Raw genomic sequence first — 18,012 nt, 5'->3', positions numbered from 1 at the left:
CATTGGCACGCAACGCCTCAATCACGGCAGACGCGGGCGGCTGCTCTCACGGCGGATCCAGGGCCTTGAGCGCTGCCGGAGCCCGATAGCGGCTGCCGTCATAGCGCAGCCGGTAGGTCCGGCTCACGGACTTGCCGGGATGGGACTGGCACTCGCCATCCTTGTCGGGAGCTGGCTCGTCGGTATCCTTCCGCTCGACCGCGGTGATGTCATGGTAGCCGTGATGGACCGTCGGGCTCATCGCCAGGCTGACCTGGTTCGAATGAAAGGATCCCGCGCAATTGGTGTCGCCTTCGCCGCCATTGCCGGCCACCACAAGACCGTCGAGCACCAGTCGCAGCGCATTGCCGGCGACGGCGTAGAGCCGCAGGTCGGTTTCGCTGAAGGGATTGGGCTGCGAATGGTTTGCCATCTCGATGCGCAGGCCAAAGGCGGTGACACCCGGCGCCAGCCCATAGCGGCCAGTGTCGAGTGCGATGTCGCGGATCGCGATGGCATCGTCGTTCATCAACCCGGGCTGGAGCAGGCGCTGGCGCACTTGCAGGCTCTTCCTGTCGACGACCAGAAGCTCGATATCGCCGATGTGCTGGCCGTCGATGGACTGGGCGCTGTCGATCAGCGGCACCGCGACCAGCAGCAGATCGTCATGGGCAGGCCAGACCTTGCAGACCAGGCCGGGCGTAAGATCCTGCGGGAGCGCGAGCGCGATGCTGGTATGTGGTTCGAGCGTGAACGAGCCGCCGTCGGCGCTTTTCTGAACCTTGGGATAAGCCTGCCGCAACAGCGCAGCAGCATCGCCGAGCCTGGGCGGGTCCCCAACTGATGGCGGCGAGACCGAGGAAAAGGGTGCGCAACAGCATTCGCATTATATCCTCGCGGCGCCGGGTTGGAGCAAGATGAGAGTTATCGGCGTGCCCGGCTGAATATCAACCCAAGCTAATGCGCGCCCGTCATCTTTACGATGATCGGGATGATCGCGATCATCAGCACCACCGGCAGGATGCACACCGTCACCGGTATCGACATCTTGGCCGGCAAAGCATGCGCCTTTTCCTCGGCCAGCGACATGCGTTTGTGGCGCATTTCGTCGGAGAAGACGCGCAACGCGCCCGACAGGCTGGTGCCGAGTTCCTTCGACTGCTGCAACAGCGTGGCGAAGGAGCGCACCTCGTCCAGGCTGAGGCGCTCGGCGAGCGCTTTCAGCGCATCGTCGAGGCTGCGCCCCGCCCTCAGTTCCAGCGACACAAGCTGAAGGTTCTGGCTCAGCGCCGGATAGGTTCGGGCGAGTTCCCTCGAGACGCGCTCGATGCCGGCCTCCATGCTCATGCCGGCATCCGAGCAGACGATCATCAGGTCCATGAAATCGGGAAAGCCGTTGCGGTATTCGCGCATTTTCTCCCGCGTTTTCTGGGTCAGCACCAGGCTGGGCAGGAAGTAGCCGGCCACGCCCGACAGGATGATGAACGCCCAGCGGCTGGCCATCGTCGCGTCGGCACTGGCCATCAACTGGTTGAGCACAAACGCGCCAAGCGCCCCGCCGACCAGCGCCGAAAAGCGTATGATGAAGAACATGCCGACGGCGCGCGGCTCCATATAGCCGGCCTGGATCAGCTTCATGCGCAGCCGAGCGACATTTTCCGGATCGCTTTTGGCGTAAAACGCCTGCGCCCGCTTCACCGCCTTGTCGCGCACGACGTCGGTGTTCTTCTTCTGCACGGGTTCGGGTTTCGTCGCCACCGGGCCATGGTCGACCTTGAGACGGCGCTTCACGTCGTTGCGGTCGCCCTTCGCCGTCACCATCGGCCAGGCGACCGCGACGGTGCCCAGGGCCAACAGCAGGATGGCCACCGGCATCAATGAGGTCGGTGCAAGCGAGGCGAGGAATTCGACGAAGCCCTGCATGTCAGAACCTGAAATTCGACATCTTGAACATGATCAGATTGCCCAGCATCAGCCAGGTCACCGACCCGCCGATCAGGTACCAGGTTTTCGCCTCGCCCCAGACGTCGCGGTAGAAGCCCGGCATCAGCGCCATGATGGCGGCAAACAGCAGTGCCGGTATCGCCGTCAGGATGTAGGCCGACATGCGACCTTCGGTCGAGATGGCGCGCACCTTGCGGCGCAGCTTGCCGCGCTCGCGGATCGTCAACGCCAGGCCGTCGAGGATCTCGCGCAGATTGCCGCCCGAACTGGACTGGATCGAGACGGCGGTGATGAACAGCGGCAGATCCTCATGGCCGACCCTGTCGAACAGCGAATTCAACGCCGAGACGAGGTCGGAACCATAGGTGACCTCATCGGCGATGACGCCGAATTCGGTGCCGATCGGATCAGGCATCTCGCGCGACACCATGGCAATGGCCACAGGCACCGGGTGACCGGCCTTGAGACCGCGCGTGATCAGCTCCAGCGCCTCGGGCAGTTGGGTGCCGAACCGCTTGAGCCGGCGCTTGCGCTTGAAGCGCATCACCATCACCGGCACCAACGGCACCAGCACGACGAACAACAGAAGCCCCATCGGCGGCGGCAAGCCATACCACATGGCGACCAGGGCCATCGCCAGCGCTACGCCTGACGTGATCATCAGGAACTTCGACATCGGCATGATCATGCCCGACTGCGTGCGCAAGGCGCGAAACCGATCCGGCGAGAACAGCGATGTGCCCGCATCCAGGCCGCGCTCCTTGCGCAGCTGGATCAGCACCTGCTCCTGGCTGATCTTGCTTTCCTGCAGCTTCATGCGCCGGTTGATGGCGGTTCGCTTGTCACTGCGGCCGGCATAGAGAAGATAGCAGGCCTCGGCGATCATAATGCCGGTGAGCGCTGCCCCGGCATAGATGACATAGATCGCGCTGAACCCGTCGGACACCTTGGCTACTCCTGCGGTCGGCCGGGTTCGAAATAGCGTCCGGGAAACTCGATGCCCATGGCGCGCAGATCCTCGAGGAAGCGTGGCCGAATGCCCGTCGCCTCGAAATAACCGAGAATCCCGCCGTCGGCGTCCATGCCGGTGCGCACGAAGCGGAAGATCTCCTGCATCTGGATGACGTCGCCTTCCATGCCGGTCACCTCGGCGACGCTCGTCACCTTGCGCTTGCCGTCGGAAAGCCGGGTCAGCTGGACGATCAGGTCGAGAGCGCTGGAGATCTGGCTGCGGATCGACTGCACCGTCATCGGCATGCCGGTCATGCCCAGCATCTGTTCGAGACGCGAAATGGCATCGCGCGGCGTGTTGGCGTGGATGGTCGCCATCGAGCCTTCATGGCCGGTGTTCATCGCCTGAAGCATGTCGAAAGCTTCCTCGCCGCGGCACTCGCCGAGGATGACACGGTCGGGTCGCATGCGCAGCGCGTTCTTGACGAGATCGCGTTGCTTCAGTTCGCCATGGCCCTCGATGTTGGCGGGGCGCGTCTCCATGCGCGCGACATGCGGCTGCTGCAGCTGAAGTTCGGCCGCGTCCTCGATGGTAATCAGCCGCTCATCTTCGGAAATGAAGGCCGACAGCGCGTTGAGCATCGTCGTCTTGCCGGTGCCGGTGCCGCCTGAAATGATCGTCGTCTTGCGGGCGTGGACCGCCGCCGCCAGCACTTCGGCCATGTTCTGGGTGATGGCGCCGAACTCGACCAGCCTGTGCAGGCCAAGCTTGTTCTTGGAGAATTTGCGGATCGACACCAGCGGTCCGTCGACGGCCACCGGGCGGATGGCGGCGTTGAAGCGCGAGCCGTCCAGCATGCGCGCATCGACCATCGGCTGCGATTCGTCGACACGGCGGCCGACGGCGGCGACGATCTTGTTGACGATGCGCAAGAGATGCGCCTCGTCCTTGAACGGAATGTGGACCTGCTGCAGCTTGCCCTTCTTTTCGACGAAGCAATTCTGGTGGCCGTTGATCAGGATGTCGTTGATGTCTGGGTCCTTGAGCAGCGGCTCGAGCGGACCGAGGCCGACCATCTCGTCGACGATATCGTCGACCAGCGCGTCGAGTTCGGCGGTGTTGATCGCCATCCGCTCCTGGCGGGTTTTTTCCGAAACGAAATCATGCACTTGCCGGCGCATTTCATCCTTGGGCAGACGCTCCAGTGCGACGAGATTGATCTCCTCGAGCAGCATGCGGTGAATGCGCACGCGCGCATCGAGCACCTTGTTGGCGTTCTTTGCCGGTGCGACGTCAGGTTTTGCCGGCAAAGCCTTTCGGCTGGACGGAATGACGACCGCATGGTGCGCGACCGGCACTGGGTCCGACGGACGCTGCGGGCGCGCGTCGCGATTCTGCAGATTGGAGAAACGGCTGGTCATCCGGCCTTCCTCTTCAACAGGCCCCTGCCGAGACCGAACAGCGACTTCGATTTACTCGCGGTCGCGGCAACCTCTTCCGGAAGGATGATCTTCTTCAAATCGTTGATGACATTGGCGTTGGGATCGATCTCGTGCAGCGGCACGCCGCGGTCGACCGCCTCGCGCACCAGCCGATAATTGTTGGCGATGCCGCCGACGAAATGCTCGCCGAGGATTTCCTGGACATCCGCCTGCTTGATGCCGTTGTCGAACATCTTCTGCTCGAAACGGTTGACGATGACGTTGGGCTTCACTTCCTTGCCAGCGGTCTCGTAGACCGCCTGGATCAGCCTTTGCGTGTGGCGCAGGCACGGCACCGTCATCTCGGCGACGATGTAGAGCTTGTTGGAACCGAGCAGCACGGTCTCCGTCCACGGGAACCAGGTGCGCGGCATATCGATGACGACATTGTCGAAATAGGCCGAGACGAGGTCCAGCATGCGCACCACGACATCGGTCTTGAACGAGCGCATCTCCGCCGGGTGCGTCGGCGCCGCCAGCACGCACAGCCCGCTGGCATGCTTGGACAGCATCACGTCGAGCAGTTGCCGGTCGAGGCGCTCGGGCTGGTTCTCGATCTCGGTGATGTCGAAACGCGGCTCGAGGTCGAGATATTCGGCGCAGGCGCCCTGCTGGAAATTGAGATCGACGACGCAGGTCGAGGCGCCGCGCGTCACCGAGTGATGCAACTGGAATGCCGTCTGCAGCGCCAGCGTCGTGGTGCCGACGCCGCCGGCGGCCGGCATGAAGGTGTAGATCTGCGACTCGGTGTTTTCCTCACGCCCCGGCCCTTGCAGGGTCCGCACGACCGAGCGGACGAGATCGGCCGTGGTGATCGGCTTGACCAGAAAATCGGCGACCTTGAGTTGCACCAGGATGCGCACGGCGGCGGCATTGAACTCCTGGGTGACCACGACCACCGGCGCCTTGCCCTCCAGCCGGCGCATGATGCGCTGCAGCGACTCGACCTCCTCCAGCCTCGCCGCGTCCATGTCGACGATGATGGCGCCGAAATCGGTCTCCTGGACCTCGCCGCGCAGTTCGGTGACGCTCTTTTCCACCGTCGAGAGTTGGATGATCTCGGAGGCGGCGAACGCGGTCTTCGTGTCCTGCACGAAGGTCCTGTCCGTCGATACGAGCAGGATCTTCCTGGTCTTGATGCCGTTTGCCATTCTCGCCGCCTGTCAGATAGCCTTGTGGATCAGTTTTCGGTGCTTGCCTGCGATGCCTTCGCGCCCGCCGCCTGATCGGGTGTGACGGCTCCCGCATTGTCACGCTTGGCCGGCACGAGAAGCCTGGTGTTCTGGACGCCGTACTTCCACGGATCGACCATCTGCATGACGGTGTTGGCGGCCTGGGCGTTGCCGGCGCCGGTCGTCACCCCTTCGCTGCGTGTATAATCGTCGCTGGTGCAGCCGCCGGCCAAACCGGCAAGAAGCAGGGCAATGCTCGATCTCAGGACCAGACGCATGGCTTTAGTCCTTCGGCAGGTCGAGGAAATGCCCGACCGTTGTGGTGGGAGCGGCCCGTGCGGCATTGCCATCAGCCATCGCCAGCGCGCGGCTCGTGTCCGACGCCTTCACTTCCTCGGTGTTGTTGAGGAAGTAGTCGGCATTGCTGGGTGGCTGCGTGCCATCGGTGGGTTCAACCATTTTCTTCGACGGATCGACCGGCTTGACCAGATAGGGCGTGACCAGGATGACCAGGTCGGTCTCGCGCCGCTGGTAGGATTTCGACGAGAACAGCGGTCCAAGAACGGGCATCTTTCCGAGGCCGGGGATGCGCGACGTGGTGACGTCGTTTTGTGTCTGCAGCAGCCCCGCGATCATGAAGCTCTGGCCGTTCTTCAGGTCAACCGAGGTCTTGGCGCGGCGGACAATGAAGCCCGGTACCGAAATGTTGCCGATGTTGTAGGACGCCGACGCATCGATCGAGGAGACTTCCGGCGCGATGTCGAGGCTGACCAGCCCGTCCTTCAGCACGGTCGGGGTGAAGTCCAGGCTGACGCCGTATTTTTTGTAGGTGACGGATATCTTGCCGTTGTCCTCCGAAACCGGGATCGGGAATTCGCCACCGGCGAGGAAGCTCGCCGTCTGGCCGGAGCGGGCAATCAGGTTGGGTTCGGCCAGCATCCGGGCAAGACCGCGCTCCTCCAGCGCCTTGACCGCGATATCGATTGAAACGCCGTTCGACAGCAGGCTGCCAATGATCTCGCCGGTCCCTGCGGCAGGCACTGTGCCTGGATCGAGGGTGACGTTGCGCCCGCCAAGACCGTAGGCGAAATTGGCGCTGTATTTGGCGCCGAGGTCCTGCCCCGCCTGGCGGTTGATCTCGACGAAGCGGACATTGAGCTGGACCTGCTGCGACGACGATATATTGACCGAGTTGATCACGTCCTCTTTGCCAGAAAAGCGCGTGGCGATCTGGTTCGCCTTCTCGGCGGCGACCGCGTCATCGGCCTCGCCCGACAGCACCACACGGCCATTGGCCGAGCCGACCTTGATCTTGGCGTCCGGCACGCTGGCGCGGATGGTGCTCGCCAATTGATCCGTGTCGAGCGTCACCTCAATGTCGACGGTGCCAACGAGCTGCTTTTTCTCGTCGAACAGCGCGATGCCGGTGGTGCCGAGATTATTGCCCAGCACATAGAAGGATTTGTCGGTCAGCGGGTTGACGTTGGCGATGTCCGGATCGCCGATCACGATCTGGTAGAACGCGGCGCTCGTCACGATCGTCTTGGGCTTGCCCTTGGCAACCTTGATCGAGGCATTCTTGGTCGACGAGACATAGACCACGTCATTGTCCGCCTTGGCCGCGCCGGGCAAGGCGAGCGTGCCACTCGCAACCAGTGCAACCATCGTCACCAGGGCCCGCGCGAGGCGCGACCGGTCCGTCATTCGATATAGGCTACGCATCAGCATTGTCCCGTCCCGCCCGGTCCCCACCGGCCCTTACTTCTGGTTCTGGTCCCGCGCGGGAACCTGATATTCCTCGGCCTTCGTGCCGCGCGTCACGATGACCGTCTTGAATTTCGGCTTCTCCGGCTCCTTGGTCATGGCGCCGAATAGCGAGCCGGCCGCGGCCTCGGCCTTGGCCGCCACCGATCCGCCGAAGGAAGAGATGGTGGTGACGCCGTTGTTGCCGTCGCCGCCTTCGCTGGCGGAACGCAAAGACAGCGACAGCGTGCCGACGGTGCGGGCAAGCGCTACTTTCTGCGCGCCTTCGGTCGTCACCTCGATGGTCACGGAATTGGCAACCTGCGGCGTCGTCTGGCGCACGTCGGCGCCCTGGCCGACGCTCAGCACCTTGGCGTCGGCAACGACGATCTCGGAGGTGACGGTCGAACCGGCCGCCCCTTGCGCGTTCTTGGCGACTTCCTGGATTTCGCCGGCATCGCGCGTCAGCACGATATCGACGCGGTCGCCCGGTGTGACGAAGCCGCCGACACCGGCGATCTCGTCGGTGCGGATGGTCACCGCCCGCATTCCGGGTGTCATCATGTTGGAAAGCGTCGCGCGGCCATTCGGCCCCGACAATTTGGTCAGCAGCACCGGTTCGTTGATATCGATCGGCGACAGCACGACGCGGCTGCCTTGGCCGAGCAACCCATCGATGGTGGGAAACGCACCTTGCGGCAGGGAATCCTGCGGCCAGGGGATTTCGCTGAGCTTGGCGCGGTCGAGTTCCATGCCGTAGCGCAGGGACGCGTTTGCCACCACGATCGTCTTGAACTCGATCTTCGGAGGCGCCGGAGCAACGATAAAGGCCGTCTTCTCCCCGGCATCGGCCTTGGCCTGGCTTTTGACCCAGAAATCCGCGGCAAAGATCGATATCGCGCCGAAAACAGCGGCGATGCCGATCATCGTTATGGCCTTGCCCCTCACGCCGAAACCCCTGATGCCCGCAGTTTCTTGTTATATTGGGCTCACGCTAGGCCGCATTGTTAAAGAATGAGGAATCTTGTGCGGCGGTAGCAGACCTATTTCCGCCCGGTTGGTTATCGAATGGTTTTAGGATAAGAGGGGTCAAATCCCCGAACGTAACAGGAACCTCCGTCGCCTGGCGCCGCAAAGCGTGGCAGTATCGACGGGTGATTCGCAGCATCGGACCCGATGGCAGGCATGGACGACAACAACGATCTTTTCGGCAATCTGGGCAAGGAGCCGCAGCCAGTTCGCACACCGGCGCGCCCGGCGGACCCGCTGGTGCAGGCCGCCAAGCGTCCCGCCGCGACCAAGGATGGCAGCGAGGGCTATAGCGCCGCCGACATCGAGGTGCTCGAAGGCCTGGAGCCGGTGCGCCGCCGGCCAGGCATGTATATTGGCGGCACCGACGACAAGGCGATGCACCATCTGTTCGCCGAGGTTATCGACAATTCGATGGACGAGGCGGTCGCCGGCCATGCCACCTTCATCGACGTCGAGCTTTCGGCCGACGGCTATCTTGCCGTCACCGACAATGGCCGGGGCATTCCGGTCGACCCGCATCCGAAGTTCAAGAAGCCGGCGCTCGAAGTGATCATGACGACGCTGCATTCGGGCGGCAAATTCGACTCCAAGGTGTACGAGACATCAGGCGGCCTGCATGGCGTCGGCGTGTCCGTGGTCAATGCGCTGTCGGACCATCTCGAGGTCGAGGTCGCACGCGGCCGCCAGCTTTATCGCCAGCGTTTTTCGCGCGGTGTTCCCGTAACTGGCCTGGAGCAGCTTGGCGAGGTCCACAACCGGCGCGGCACCAAAATCCGCTTCCATCCCGACGAGCAGATCTTCGGCAAGGGCTGCGCCTTCGAGCCGGCGCGGCTCTACCGCATGACGCGCTCGAAAGCCTATCTGTTCGGCGGTGTCGAAATCCGCTGGACCTGCGATCCCTCGCTGATCAAGGAAAAGGACCAGACACCGGCGAAGGCGGCGTTCCATTTTCCGGGCGGCCTCAAGGACTATTTGAAAGCATCACTGGGCGACGACTTCCAGGTTACCCGTGAAATCTTCGCCGGCAAGAGCGAGAAGCAGGGCGGTCATGGCTCGCTGGAATGGGCGGTAACCTGGTTCGGCGGCGACGGCTTCGTGAATTCCTACTGCAACACCATCCCGACCGGTGAAGGCGGCACACACGAGGCCGGCTTCCGCAACGTGCTGACGCGCGGGCTTCGCGCCTATGCCGATCTCGTCGGCAACAAGCGGGCTTCGATCGTCACCTCGGAAGACGTCATGATCTCGGCGGCTGGCATGTTGTCGGTGTTCATCCGCGAGCCGGAATTCGTTGGCCAGACCAAGGACAGGCTGGCGACGATCGAAGCGATCCGCATTGTCGAGACGGCGATCCGCGACCCCTTCGACCATTGGCTGGCCGACAATCCGCAGGAAGCCTCGAAGCTTCTCGAATGGGTGATCGCGCGCGCCGACGAGCGGGTGCGCCGGCGGCAGGAAAAGGAAGTGTCGCGCAAGAGCGCGGTGCGCAAGCTGCGCCTGCCCGGCAAGCTCGCCGACTGCACGCAGAATGCCGCGGCCGGCGCCGAACTCTTCATCGTCGAAGGTGATTCCGCCGGCGGCTCGGCCAAGCAGGCGCGCGACCGCGCCAGCCAAGCCATATTGCCGCTACGCGGCAAGATCCTCAACGTCGCCAGCGCCGGCAATGACAAGCTGGCAGCCAACCAGCAGATATCGGACCTGATCCAGGCGCTCGGCTGCGGCACGCGTTCGAAGTACCGTGACGAGGATCTGCGCTATGACCGCGTCATCATCATGACCGACGCCGATGTCGACGGCGCCCACATCGCTTCGCTTTTGATCACCTTCTTCTACCAGGAGATGCCGGCGTTGGTGCGCGGCGGCCATCTCTATCTGGCGGTGCCACCGCTTTACTCGATCAGGCAAGGCGGCAAGGTCGCCTATGCCCGTGACGATGCGCACAAGGACGAGCTGCTGCGCACCGAATTCGCCGGGCGCGGCAAGGTTGAGCTCGGCCGCTTCAAGGGCCTGGGCGAGATGATGGCCTCGCAGCTCAAGGAGACCACCATGGACCCAAGGAAGCGCACGTTGCTTCGGATCGACGTGATCGATGCCGAGGCCGCGACCAAGGACGCGGTCGACGCGCTGATGGGCACCAAGCCGGAAGCCCGCTTCCGCTTCATCCAGGAACGCGCTGAATTCGCCGAGACGGAAGTGCTGGATATCTAGCCGCTGGCCGGTTTAGCTTGCGCTTCCGATATGGAGACCAGCATGTGACCTGGGCGCGGCTGAAAACCTATTACGAAACAAGTTTGGCCGGACTGACGCAACCAACACGGTCGGACTGGATTTTCGCGCTGCGCACGGTTTCGGCCGGCCTCATCGCACTTCTCGCCGCCTACGCGCTCAAGCTCGACCACCCGCAATGGGCCATGATGACGGTGTTCATCGTTGCCCAGCCGGTCGCCGGCATGGTGCTGGCCAAGGGCTTCTATCGCTTGCTCGGGACACTGGCGGGCGGCATTGCGGCAATCGCCATCACAACGGCCTTCGGCACCAATCCATGGGTGCTGGTGACGGTGCTGGCCGTCTGGATCGGCATCTGCACCTTCGTCTCCTCGCTGTTGCGCAATCCGGAAGCCTATGGTGCGGCCCTTGCCGGCTATACCGCGATGATCATCGGCCTGCCGGCGTTCGGTCAGCCGCATCTCGTCGTCGACCTCGCGGTCGCGCGCTGTGCCGAGATCGTGCTCGGCATCGTCTGCGCCGGCCTGACCAGCCGGCTGATACTGCCCAGCCTGGCGAGCGAAGCCATCATTTCGCGATTGAAGCGTTGTATTCTCGACCTCGCCATCTACGCCGCCGGCGCTTTTTCCGGCGGCGATCGGGCAACGCTCATCGGCCAGCATCGAAAACTGGTGGCCGACGCCCAGACCCTCGGCGAAATGCGGACCTATGCACGGCTTGAAGCACCGAGTTTTGCCACCCGCGCGCATCCGGTCCGGCGCACCATCGGCCAGCTTCTGTCGGCGCTCTCGGCGGCGCGCGCCTTGCATGCCCATGCCGCGCCTAAGAACGCCGCACTTATGCCCGTACGCACCGAGTTGCACGATCTTGTCGGCGAACTGGCGGCCAAACCGGGCGCACTGGATGACACCGCGCCCTGGGTGGCTCGTCTCGATGTGATCGCGAGCAAGGCTCGGGAGATGCCTTTTGCGCCGAACGAACAAGGCGACGACAAGGTTGGCACCGTCACCCGCCTCACCATCGCCGCCGACTTCGCCGAAGCCCTGAAGCAGGTGTTGCGTGGCCTTGATGCCTTGCGCATTCCCGCCACCCGCCCGGCCCGCGACCGCCGGCAGCCGGCGCTGGTGGTGCATCGTGACTATCATGGCGCATGGCGCAACGCCGTACGCGCTGCCCTTGCCACGCTCCTGGTGACGGCCTTCTGGTTGACGACCAAATGGTCTGAGGCAGCGGGCACGGTTATCCTTGTCGCCGTTGTCTCAAGCCTTTTCGCCTCCCGCCCCGATCCCGTGCAGGTTTCCTGGGGTTTCTTCAAGGGAACGTTGCTGGCCCTGCCCTTTGCGTTTCTTGTCGGTCAGCTCGCGCTTCCCATACTGCCTGGCTTCGGCTGGTTCGCTGTCTTCGTCGTGCCGATCCTGCTACCCACCGCACTGGCGATGGCCAATCCACGCTACGTCGGCGTAGCCACGGCCTTCGCGATCAACTTTCTTGCGTTCCTCAGTCCGCATCAGGCGATGACCTACGACCCCGGACCCTTCTTCGCCGGCTCGGCATCGGTTCTCGTCGGCATCCTTTTGGCGATCGGTGTCTTTATTGTCGTGCTGCCAGCCGACCCATGGATTACCGTAAACCGCATCGTGCGCGCCATGCGCGAGGATCTGGCGCGGCTTTGCCTGCATGAACGTGTGCCAAGGCGCTCAGCCTATGAGAGTCTCGCCTACGACCGGATCAACCAGCTGATGCCGCTCGTGCAGCAGACCGGCAAGAAAGGCGATCCTGTCCTCGGCGGCAGCGTTGTCGCTGTCACCGTCGGCCTTGAAGTCCTGCGGTTGCGCGCAGCCCAGCACAATTCGGCAATCCCGCACGAGACCACGCAGTCCATCGCGAATTTCCTGCGCGGGCTGGCGCGTGAATTGCTGTTCCGCGCGCCTGGCGAGCCGCAGACCTCCACCATAACTGTCGCCAGGCAGTACGCGGCGGGCATAGCCGAGCGCAGTGACAGCGGCGAAATGCTCCAGATCGCGGCTTCGCTGCGCATCATCGCAGCCGGTATGGAGGATTTTCCCGAATTCTTCGCCAGGCAACGAGGCTGAGCTTCCTTACTATGCGGCGGCGATCGCCAGCGCGTGCCCGCGCGCATTCTCGCGCAGCGCGTCGAGATGGATCGACTTGACCAGAGCGGCGAGATCGCCTTCCGCGGATTGCCCGCCCAATTCCTTTAGCATCAGCCAGCTGACTTCCTGCACGCCGGCGACGCGCTTGCCGTTGGCGACCTCGCGCCAGATCTTCAGCGCGCGCAGGATGACCGGGTGGGTGGCGGCAGCCAGACCGGCACCGCGAAACAGCGCCTGCAAGGCGACGTCATTCCCGCCGGCCAGCAGCGCCCTCACCCTTTGTTCGGATTGCTGGCTGAGCGCGACCAGCGCCGAGCCGAAGAAATCGACCTTGCCATGCGCGATGGTGCGGATGAGGAAGCTGGCGGTCAGGTCGCCGCGCAGGCGCAGATGCTCGATCAACGCGGCATGTTCTTCCTGGCGCGTACCCTCGATCAGTGTCACCGAGGCCTTGACGCAAGCGTCCCGCATGACGCGCTCGGCCCGGGCGGCGCCCATCAACGCCATGACCAGCGGCGATGTCTTCAATGTCTCGCCGAGCTTGATGAGCAGCATATGCCGGCAGTCGGCAGGCAGTCTGACATCCGATATCAGTGCCTCGCGCACCAGCGGCAGATGCCCGTGGCGTTCCGCCATGCGGCGGAAACTGAGTGAAGCAATCTCGGCGCCGCTGTTGGCGAGCAGGACGGCGCAGGCTTCCGCCTCGCCGATCTCGGCGATCGCCGCCGACAGCGCCATCGAGACAACAGGACGATCGGCGATAAGCTTCTGTGTCGCCTTCTGGCTCGCCGCCACGCGGTTGATCAGGTCGGCATCGGTGAGCAGCGGCGAACGCGCCAGCACGACGCCGGCGACTTCCGGCTGGTCAGAGGCCAGAACGCTGATGATCTGCAGCGGCGCGTGGTGGCTCATGGAGAGCGCTTCGGCCATTGCCAGTCGCACTTTCGACGAGGCGTCGTCGAGCAGCAGCGTCAGCGCTGCCTCGGCAGCACAGCGATCCTCGAACGGCAATTCGGAATTGACATAGGCCCGAGCCAGCGCATTGGCAGCAGCCGCGCGCTCCGACACCCTGGCCGTGTAGATCCATTTCAGGAAATGCGAAACAACAACCATGCCCGCCTGCTTACGCCCCTTGTCAGAAGCTTTCTGACCCCGCTCATGACCGTAGGCAGAAATGGTTTACGAACGGTTCACCATGTTCATTAACTGGCTTGCGAGCGCTGGATGCAGCGCCTATCAACCGTCAAACAGCGCAGGAGACAGAAATGGCAGGGCTATATCTCGAAGAGTTCGTGGTCGGCCATGTCTTCCAGCACACGCTGCGCAAGACCGTCACCGAGAGCGACAACATGCTGTTTTCGGTGATGACGCTGAATCCGCAGCCGCTGCATATCGACTTCGATTTCGCCGCCAGAAGCGAATGGGGCAAGCCGCTGGTCAACTCGCTGTTCACGCTCGGCCTGATGATCGGCATTTCGGTCAACGACATCACGGTCGGCACGACGGTGGCCAATCTCGGCATGAAGGAAACCGTGTTTCCGCATCCGGTCTTCCACGGCGACACCATCCGCGTCGAGACCACTGTCATCTCGGCGCGGGAGTCCAAATCGAAGCCGGATCGCGGCATCGTCGAGTTCGAGCACCGCGCCTACAACCAGCATGGCGATCTCGTCGCCAAATGCACGAGGCAAGCGATGATGCTGAAGAAAGCCGCTTGAATGCGCTCGCTGCTTTTCGTTCCCGGCGATTCCGAGCGAAAGCTGGAAAAGGGTTTTGGCGCCGGGGCCGACGTGGTGATCGTCGACCTCGAGGATTCCGTAGCGCCGCAGAACAAGGCGCAGGCGCGTGAAATCGCGGCACGCTTCATCGCCGAACGCAGTGGGCAAACCAGCTCGGCGATCTATATCAGGGTCAACGACCTGTCGACCGGGCTGACGGATGACGATCTTGCCGCGCTCGTTCCGCTGAAGCCGGATGGCATCATGCTGCCCAAGTCCAACAGCGGCCAAGACGTCCAGCAACTCGCGGCAAAACTCAGGGTGCGCGAGGCCGAGAACGGCCTGCCTGATGGCGTGACAAAAATCCTGCCGATCATTACCGAAACACCGGCCGGCGTGCTTGCCGCGGCGACCTATGCCGGGGCAAGCGCGCGGCTCGCCGGTCTCACCTGGGGCGCGGAAGACTTGTCGGCCGCGATCGGCGCGCGCTCTGCCCGCGACGAGCGCGGCCGCTACACCGATGTATTTCGCCACGCTCGCCTGATGACCATCCTCGCCGCTGGTGCGGCGGAGGTCGATGCGATCGACACCGTGTTTCCGAATTTTCGCGACATGGCGGCCTTCGCCGTGGAATGCACTGAAGCCGAGCGCGATGGCTTCACTGGCAAAATGGCGATCCACCCTGATCAGGTGCCCGTCATCAACGCCGCCTTCACGCCCTCGGCGGAGGCGGTGAAACAGTCAACGGCGATCGTCGCAGCGTTCGAAGCAGCGGGAAATCCCGGCGTCGTCGGCATTGACGGCAAGATGTTCGACCGCCCGCATCTGCGGCTGGCCGAACGGCTGCTGGCGAGGGCCCGGGCGGCTGGGATGTCGGCTAGCCTTAGTCCCGCGCCAGCACGATGATCCGGTCCTCGGGCAGATAGGCCAGCGCTTCCGACTTCGACGGATTGACGGTGACGCCTCCCAGCGCCCGATGGTCAGTGTCCCCGGCACGGATGCGCCGGTAACCAATCGCAATCTCGCCGCGCAACCGCGCCGATTCCGCGATCGTCCAGAACGTCACAGGCTGATCGATGGCGACATAGTCGCCGACCGGGCGCATGTAAATTTCGGAGCCCTGTTCATCGAGCAGATCATCGAAGATCGCGGCGAGGTACTGGTTCTCCGACGCCTGCGCCAGCATCAGGCTGACCAGCCTGTTGCTGACGACGAAATCATCGGCCTTGGTCACAGCCGCAAGCTCGCGGTTGCGCACGTCGATCATCTCGCTGACGATGCTGATATGCACACCGGCATCGTCCGCGATCTTGCGCAGATGCAGCAGCGTCACCAGCGTGCGCGTATCGGCCGGCTGCGCGGCCATGGTTTCGCTGTAGCCGAGGACGAGCACGTGGTCGTAAGAAGGCACGTCCAGGCTTGCCAATGCCGTGCTGCTCGACGTGTCGGTGATGCGGCAGGAAACCGACAGATTGTCGCCGGCGACCGGCAGTTCGGCCACTTCCTGCCCGAGGCCAGGCGTGTCGGCAGCGATGGTCAGGATCGACCCAGGCGCGACGTAGCGCGACAGTTCATAGGTGATGATCGGGCCACGCCGGTTCCAGCCGAGGATCAGGGTGCGCTCCGGCTTCGGCTCGATGGAGCGCGGGCTGCGGATCGCCGCCGCGTCAATCTTGATCACGGTGCTTCCGAGCTTAATTGCTGCATCGTCCTCGGCGATGATAATGGCGCGCATGTCCCCGCCGATCACGAGGTCCGACGGAGGGTTGAGATTGACGCGCCCCTTCTGGTCGCAAAGCCCGATCAGCGCGCAGTGTTCATACGCCATCACCGCCTCGCCGAAGGTCTTGCCGGTGAGATCAGGCTGCTCGGTCGTGTAGATTTCGCAGCCGTCGAAATCGAGCAGCTCCGAATAGACGCCGCTCAGACCCGACTGCCGGCTCGAATGCACGACGATGCGTGAGATCAGCTGGTCGGCCAGCACGAGTTGCACCTCGGCTCCGCCGACGACGCGGGCGACCTCGGCATTTCTGCCGTCGCGGATCTCGGCGGCGATATTGTAAGGGTCGGTGCGCCGGCCCGGGTCGTTGACCAGCGCCAGCACCGTCTTGATGACCTGCGAATCGGGATCGTCGCCTTGCGGCGACAGCACCACGACTGACCGCGAGGTCTGCGGGTTGACGATGGCCAGATCATAGAGATCGGTTGGGTCGCCGCTGCGGCAGATGACGCGCGTGTTGCACAGTTTGCCGACCTTGGCCGCGATTTCGTCCTCCATCTCGACCTTGTCCATATTGGCCATGACGACGATACGCGGGCGGCGGCGGCTGGCATTGGCAACGACGAGTTCGGAGATGACGTCGAAGATCGATGGCGACCAGTTGAGGATGATGGTGTGATCGGCCTCCAGCACGCGCGAGCGGCCCTTGCGCAATTCATCGAGCTTGCCGTCGACACCGGCGCTGAGCACGCCGATGAGGGCCGACACGACGAAGATGCCGGCAAGCGTGACGACCAGCATGACGAGACGGAAGGCCCAGCCGGTGTCCCCGCCCATCGTGCCGGAATCGAGCGTGCGCATCAGCGATTCCCAGAACGCTTCGAAGAAGCCCAGCGGCTCACCGCCCTCCGGCGCAATACGGGTCACCGCAAGGAAAGCCGCTGCGGCGATGATGATCAGCAGCGAAACGATAGCAAGCCAGCCGATCAGCGCGATCGGGCCGGCGGCCATGCTCCTGTCGAACTGGTAGCGCAGCCGGGTTGCCAGCGAGTCTCGTTTATTCATGTCGCCGGTGCCCCCGCACTATCCCCAAGGTCGATGCGCCAACGCAACGCCGAAGTCGCTCTCTTAGCCTGTGTTCAGGTGAAGGGGAATCGCTATTCGCGTGTTCACGGCTAAGGAATCCACCACGATGACGAACCGCGCGAGGGGGCAGGCATTCCGCCTGGCCGCTACCAGACCATCGGGATCAGGCGGTAGCGAACCTCATTTGCATAATTGTCATAGCCGCGCAGGCCGGTGCGAAGCGTTTTCTCTTCGATGAAGGTACGGATGGCCAGGAGAGCGATGAACACGAGCACCAATGCCAGCCCCCACCAGGAGCCAAGCAGAAGCGCCGTGCCGGCGAGAAAGAGAATGGCGCCGGCATACATCGGGTGGCGGACATAACTGTAAGGCCCCGTGGTGATCACGCGCTGTCCACGCTCATCCTGGATTTTCACGACGGGTGCAGCAAAACTGTTCTCTAGCATGGTCAGATAGCAGATCCAGATGCCGACCAGCAGGACCAGCGTGCCGACCACCTGTGCCCAGACCGGAACCGTCGACCAGCCGTAACGGATGTCCAGTCCCATGAAAATCTGCCAGCCAAGCATGGCGAGCAGAAATATGGACAGCAGGACCTTGTCGGCCGCCGTCTGGTTCTTCTGGATGGGAGGGCTCAGCCGCTCATTCATCAGGCCGGGGTCGCGCTGCGCCAGCGTAATTCCCATGATGAGACTGAGCCCCACCATCCCCAAAAGATAGACCCAGGCCCCCGGCCAATGCAGCGTGCCGGCCGACAGGAAGAGCAAGGCGCCCATGACGCCGAACCAGATGAATGTCTGAAGAACCAATTTCGCGATCATGATCGACCTTCCACGGTTGGCCCC

Annotated in this window: 15 protein-coding genes; 4 read left to right on the top strand and 11 right to left on the bottom strand. The window is 63.3% G+C overall.

The annotated features are described in order from the left end of the window. Positions 1-46 precede the first annotated feature (46 nt). The 8 genes from A3A9_RS38620 to cpaB all read right to left on the bottom strand — a co-directional run bounded on the left by A3A9_RS38620 (position 47) and on the right by cpaB (position 8,219). On the bottom strand, positions 47-781 hold the full coding sequence (locus A3A9_RS38620; RefSeq protein WP_245279012.1) for a hypothetical protein: 735 nt from the start codon (positions 779-781) through the stop codon (positions 47-49). Positions 782-936: 155 nt separating this feature from the next. Then, on the bottom strand, positions 937-1,902 hold the full coding sequence (locus A3A9_RS0110590) for a type II secretion system F family protein (RefSeq protein WP_027058764.1): 966 nt from the start codon (positions 1,900-1,902) through the stop codon (positions 937-939). Position 1,903: 1 nt separating this feature from the next. Continuing rightward, positions 1,904-2,869 carry a type II secretion system F family protein gene (locus A3A9_RS0110585; RefSeq protein ID WP_027058763.1) on the bottom strand — a complete coding sequence of 322 codons (966 nt, stop codon included), beginning with the start codon at positions 2,867-2,869 and terminating at the stop codon, positions 1,904-1,906. Between the two features lie 5 nt (positions 2,870-2,874). After that, entirely contained in the window at positions 2,875-4,296 is a 1,422-nt protein-coding gene (locus A3A9_RS0110580) for a CpaF family protein (RefSeq protein WP_027058762.1), read from the bottom strand. Next, entirely contained in the window at positions 4,293-5,507 is a 1,215-nt protein-coding gene (locus tag A3A9_RS0110575) for an AAA family ATPase (protein WP_027058761.1), read from the bottom strand. The genes A3A9_RS0110580 and A3A9_RS0110575 overlap by 4 nt, the downstream gene beginning before the upstream one ends. Before the next feature lie 29 nt (positions 5,508-5,536). Continuing rightward, on the bottom strand, positions 5,537-5,806 hold the full coding sequence (locus tag A3A9_RS0110570; protein WP_027058760.1) for a hypothetical protein: 270 nt from the start codon (positions 5,804-5,806) through the stop codon (positions 5,537-5,539). A gap of 4 nt (positions 5,807-5,810) precedes the next feature. Further along, positions 5,811-7,256, bottom strand: coding sequence for a type II and III secretion system protein family protein (locus tag A3A9_RS0110565; RefSeq protein ID WP_033838486.1), 1,446 nt, complete (start codon positions 7,254-7,256; stop codon positions 5,811-5,813). Positions 7,257-7,286: 30 nt separating this feature from the next. Further along, positions 7,287-8,219, bottom strand: coding sequence for a Flp pilus assembly protein CpaB (gene cpaB / locus A3A9_RS0110560; RefSeq protein ID WP_245279011.1), 933 nt, complete (start codon positions 8,217-8,219; stop codon positions 7,287-7,289). Between the two features lie 237 nt (positions 8,220-8,456). On the opposite strand from cpaB, the gene parE reads away from it, so the two are divergent. Together parE and A3A9_RS0110550 are read left to right on the top strand one after the other, a co-directional pair. Then, complete coding sequence (gene parE / locus A3A9_RS0110555) at positions 8,457-10,511, top strand: DNA topoisomerase IV subunit B (RefSeq protein ID WP_027058757.1); 2,055 nt, start codon at positions 8,457-8,459, stop codon at positions 10,509-10,511. 44 nt (positions 10,512-10,555) lie between these two features. Next, the gene (locus A3A9_RS0110550) at positions 10,556-12,622 is read left to right on the top strand and encodes an FUSC family protein (RefSeq protein ID WP_027058756.1); all 2,067 of its coding nucleotides are present in this window, start codon (positions 10,556-10,558) and stop codon (positions 12,620-12,622) included. A gap of 9 nt (positions 12,623-12,631) precedes the next feature. On the opposite strand, the gene A3A9_RS0110545 is transcribed toward A3A9_RS0110550, so the two are convergent. Continuing rightward, on the bottom strand, positions 12,632-13,756 hold the full coding sequence (locus tag A3A9_RS0110545; protein WP_027058755.1) for a DUF2336 domain-containing protein: 1,125 nt from the start codon (positions 13,754-13,756) through the stop codon (positions 12,632-12,634). Positions 13,757-13,908: 152 nt separating this feature from the next. On the opposite strand from A3A9_RS0110545, the gene A3A9_RS0110540 reads away from it, so the two are divergent. Then, entirely contained in the window at positions 13,909-14,361 is a 453-nt protein-coding gene (locus tag A3A9_RS0110540; protein WP_027058754.1) for a MaoC family dehydratase, read from the top strand. Then, positions 14,362-15,267 (top strand): HpcH/HpaI aldolase/citrate lyase family protein, encoded by a 906-nt coding sequence (locus tag A3A9_RS0110535; RefSeq protein ID WP_027058753.1) that lies wholly within the window; start codon positions 14,362-14,364, stop codon positions 15,265-15,267. It begins immediately after the preceding gene. On the opposite strand, the gene A3A9_RS0110530 is transcribed toward A3A9_RS0110535, so the two are convergent. Both A3A9_RS0110530 and A3A9_RS0110525 read right to left on the bottom strand, forming a co-directional pair. After that, positions 15,245-17,146 (bottom strand): CASTOR/POLLUX-related putative ion channel, encoded by a 1,902-nt coding sequence (locus A3A9_RS0110530; protein ID WP_027058752.1) that lies wholly within the window; start codon positions 17,144-17,146, stop codon positions 15,245-15,247. The genes A3A9_RS0110535 and A3A9_RS0110530 overlap by 23 nt on opposite strands. 167 nt (positions 17,147-17,313) lie before the next feature. Beyond that, the gene (locus A3A9_RS0110525; protein WP_027058751.1) at positions 17,314-17,988 is read right to left on the bottom strand and encodes a methyltransferase family protein; all 675 of its coding nucleotides are present in this window, start codon (positions 17,986-17,988) and stop codon (positions 17,314-17,316) included. Positions 17,989-18,012 lie beyond the last annotated feature (24 nt).

Origin of the sequence: Mesorhizobium loti CJ3sym (genome assembly GCF_000472785.1) — a bacterium.
Lineage (GTDB): Bacteria > Pseudomonadota > Alphaproteobacteria > Rhizobiales > Rhizobiaceae > Mesorhizobium > Mesorhizobium loti_E.
This window is presented reverse-complemented; position numbering and strand designations above follow the sequence as displayed.

Excerpts from the sequence above, each read along its gene's own strand:
- A3A9_RS0110540 (WP_027058754.1), top strand. The coding sequence starts at position 13,909 with ATGGCAGGGCTATATCTCGAAGAGTTCGTGGTCGGCCATGTCTTCCAG.
- A3A9_RS0110590 (WP_027058764.1), bottom strand. The coding sequence starts at position 1,902 with ATGCAGGGCTTCGTCGAATTCCTCGCCTCGCTTGCACCGACCTCATTG.
- A3A9_RS0110530 (WP_027058752.1), bottom strand. The coding sequence starts at position 17,146 with ATGAATAAACGAGACTCGCTGGCAACCCGGCTGCGCTACCAGTTCGAC.
- A3A9_RS0110570 (WP_027058760.1), bottom strand. The coding sequence starts at position 5,806 with ATGCGTCTGGTCCTGAGATCGAGCATTGCCCTGCTTCTTGCCGGTTTG.
- A3A9_RS0110580 (WP_027058762.1), bottom strand. The coding sequence starts at position 4,296 with ATGACCAGCCGTTTCTCCAATCTGCAGAATCGCGACGCGCGCCCGCAG.
- A3A9_RS0110565 (WP_033838486.1), bottom strand. The coding sequence starts at position 7,256 with ATGCTGATGCGTAGCCTATATCGAATGACGGACCGGTCGCGCCTCGCG.
- A3A9_RS0110525 (WP_027058751.1), bottom strand. The coding sequence starts at position 17,988 with ATGATCGCGAAATTGGTTCTTCAGACATTCATCTGGTTCGGCGTCATG.
- A3A9_RS0110575 (WP_027058761.1), bottom strand. The coding sequence starts at position 5,507 with ATGGCAAACGGCATCAAGACCAGGAAGATCCTGCTCGTATCGACGGAC.
- parE (WP_027058757.1), top strand. The coding sequence starts at position 8,457 with ATGGACGACAACAACGATCTTTTCGGCAATCTGGGCAAGGAGCCGCAG.
- A3A9_RS0110535 (WP_027058753.1), top strand. The coding sequence starts at position 14,362 with ATGCGCTCGCTGCTTTTCGTTCCCGGCGATTCCGAGCGAAAGCTGGAA.
- A3A9_RS0110545 (WP_027058755.1), bottom strand. The coding sequence starts at position 13,756 with ATGGTTGTTGTTTCGCATTTCCTGAAATGGATCTACACGGCCAGGGTG.